Here is a 1,897-nt window from a genome sequence, read left to right as displayed (position 1 = left end):
CTCAGCCCTGTCGCCCTCATAATCCGTATCGATGCCGTAGCTTGGATCGGTGAACCAGATGGAACCGTCGGATTTCACCACCGCGTCGTTGGGCGAATTCAGCCGCTTGCCTTTCCATTTGGCCGCGATCGTGGTGACCGAGCCGTCGAACTCGGTGCGGCTGACGCGGCGGCCCGAATGCTCGCAGGTGATCAGCCGGCCCTGCCGGTCGACGGTGTTGCCGTTCGAGTTGCCGGACGGCTGCCGGAAGACGCTGACATTGCCGTCGGTCTCGTCATAACGCAGCATGCGATTGTTGGGGATGTCGGACCAGACGACATAGCGGCCGGCGGCGAACCAGGCCGGCCCCTCCGCCCACTGGCATCCGGTGAACAGCTTCTCGACCTGCGCGTTGCCGTTGAACAGGCGCGCGAAGCGCGGATCGAGAATTTCATAATAGTCTGCGGCCGCCATGCTTTCCTCCCGGCATCAATGACAGGGATCAAGCCAGCCGGAGGGACAGAAGGCAATGTGGGTACGCACAGTGTCCCACAAAAGATCGCTTGCCGGCTCTGCGCATGACGTTAGCGCCGCATTAACCGGCTATGCGTCCAGCGCAATGGTGCATTGCAACATCTTCTTTTTGCAATGCACCATTACTATGTCATGCTTCGTATCGATCAAGGGAGGAAGAAACCGCCGCCGAAATGCGGCGCCAAAAAGGAACCTTGCTATGATCCTCGACAGTCTCATGACCCGCGCTCGCAACAGCATTGCCAAGCGCAAGCACTACAACCGCCTTGTCGCCGAAATCGACAGCTTTTCCAGCCGCGATCTGGCCGACATGCGCGCCGACCGCTCGGAAATGCTCTACCAGATCCACAAGCAGATCTACGGCTGATCTCAAGCCCGATAAGACGCGCCGCCAAGGTGCGTTGAGATTCAGGTCAGGCCGAGTCGAAAACGGTGGTTTCCGAGAACCGGAGCGGAGCGTACTTTTGGTACGCGAGCACCGGAAGCGCAGGAAGCCGCTGTTTGCAGGCCGGCATCACCTGAATATCAATGCGCCGCCAGTGCCTTGTCGATCTGCGGCAACAGCAACGCCTGCACCGTCTCGGGCGTCAGCGGGCCGACATGTTTGTAGGCGATCTTGCCGTCCTTGCCGATGACGAAGGTTTCCGGCACGCCGTAGACGCCCCAGTCGATCGCCGCGCGGCCCGCTTCGTCGACCCCTATCGCCTGGAACGGATTGCCGAGATCGCCGAGGAACCGGCGTGCGTTTTCGGGCCGGTCCTTGTAGTTCAGCGCTGCCATGGTGAAACGCTTATCCTGCGACAACGCCAGAAGCACCGGGTGCTCTTCGCGGCATGGCGCGCACCACGACGCGAAGACGTTGACCAATGTGACCTTGCCGGCGAAGGTTTTCGAATCGAGCCCCGGCAGGTTTGAGCCCTCCAGCGCCGGCAGGCTGGTTTGCGGCGCAGGCAGGCCGATCAGGGCCGACGGCACTTCCGAAGCATCGCGCCCCGACAGCAGTTGCGACAGGAACAGTCCGGCCAGGCCGAGGAAGATCAGCAGCGGCAGAAGCACGAACAGGCGACGACTGGGCGGCGGCGTTTCCGTTTCGGTGCTCATGGCTTGGCGACCTTGTCGGAGCGACGCCTCACGCCGGACGCCTCCAGTTCGGCAAGCTCACGCTTGCGCGCCCGCTGGTCGAGCAGGATCCAGCCGATCAATCCGGCCAGCACCACGGCAGTGATGCCATAGGCGGCGGTCACGTAGAGTGCATGCGCACTCATGCGGCAGGTCCCGCTGAAGTGGGGCCTTCCAAGCCGATCATGTCGCCCAGTCTAGACATGCTTTTCCTTAGCCTCGCTCCGTCGGCTTCGCAATCGGTCGCCGAGCCGCAGTCATACGC

The 1,897-nt window shown here is 62.1% G+C and carries 4 protein-coding genes; 1 reads left to right on the top strand and 3 read right to left on the bottom strand.

The window, feature by feature from the left end; all coding sequences use genetic code 11:
• A partial coding sequence (locus EN969_RS29070; protein WP_164758595.1) for an SMP-30/gluconolactonase/LRE family protein occupies positions 1-453 on the bottom strand: 453 nt, incomplete at its 3' end.
• Positions 454-712: 259 nt separating this feature from the next.
• Here EN969_RS29070 and EN969_RS29065 point away from each other — a divergent pair.
• Positions 713-880, top strand: coding sequence for a hypothetical protein (locus EN969_RS29065; RefSeq protein WP_013528833.1), 168 nt, complete (start codon positions 713-715; stop codon positions 878-880).
• Between the two features lie 158 nt (positions 881-1,038).
• Here the strand turns inward: EN969_RS29065 and EN969_RS29060 are convergent, their stop codons facing one another.
• Together EN969_RS29060 and ccmD are read right to left on the bottom strand one after the other, a co-directional pair.
• Complete coding sequence (locus EN969_RS29060) at positions 1,039-1,614, bottom strand: DsbE family thiol:disulfide interchange protein (RefSeq protein WP_063169543.1); 576 nt, start codon at positions 1,612-1,614, stop codon at positions 1,039-1,041.
• A complete protein-coding gene (gene ccmD, locus EN969_RS29055) occupies positions 1,611-1,778 on the bottom strand; it encodes a heme exporter protein CcmD (protein WP_013528831.1) in 168 nt (55 codons plus the stop codon). Before ccmD ends, EN969_RS29060 begins: the two co-directional genes overlap by 4 nt.
• Between the last annotated feature and the right edge of the window lie 119 nt (positions 1,779-1,897).

Origin of the sequence: Mesorhizobium sp. M7A.F.Ca.CA.003.01.2.1 (assembly GCF_003998945.1) — a bacterium.
Classification (GTDB): Bacteria; Pseudomonadota; Alphaproteobacteria; order Rhizobiales; family Rhizobiaceae; genus Mesorhizobium; species Mesorhizobium ciceri.
Note: the sequence above shows the minus strand (reverse complement) of the source record. Positions and strands in the feature narration are given on the sequence as shown.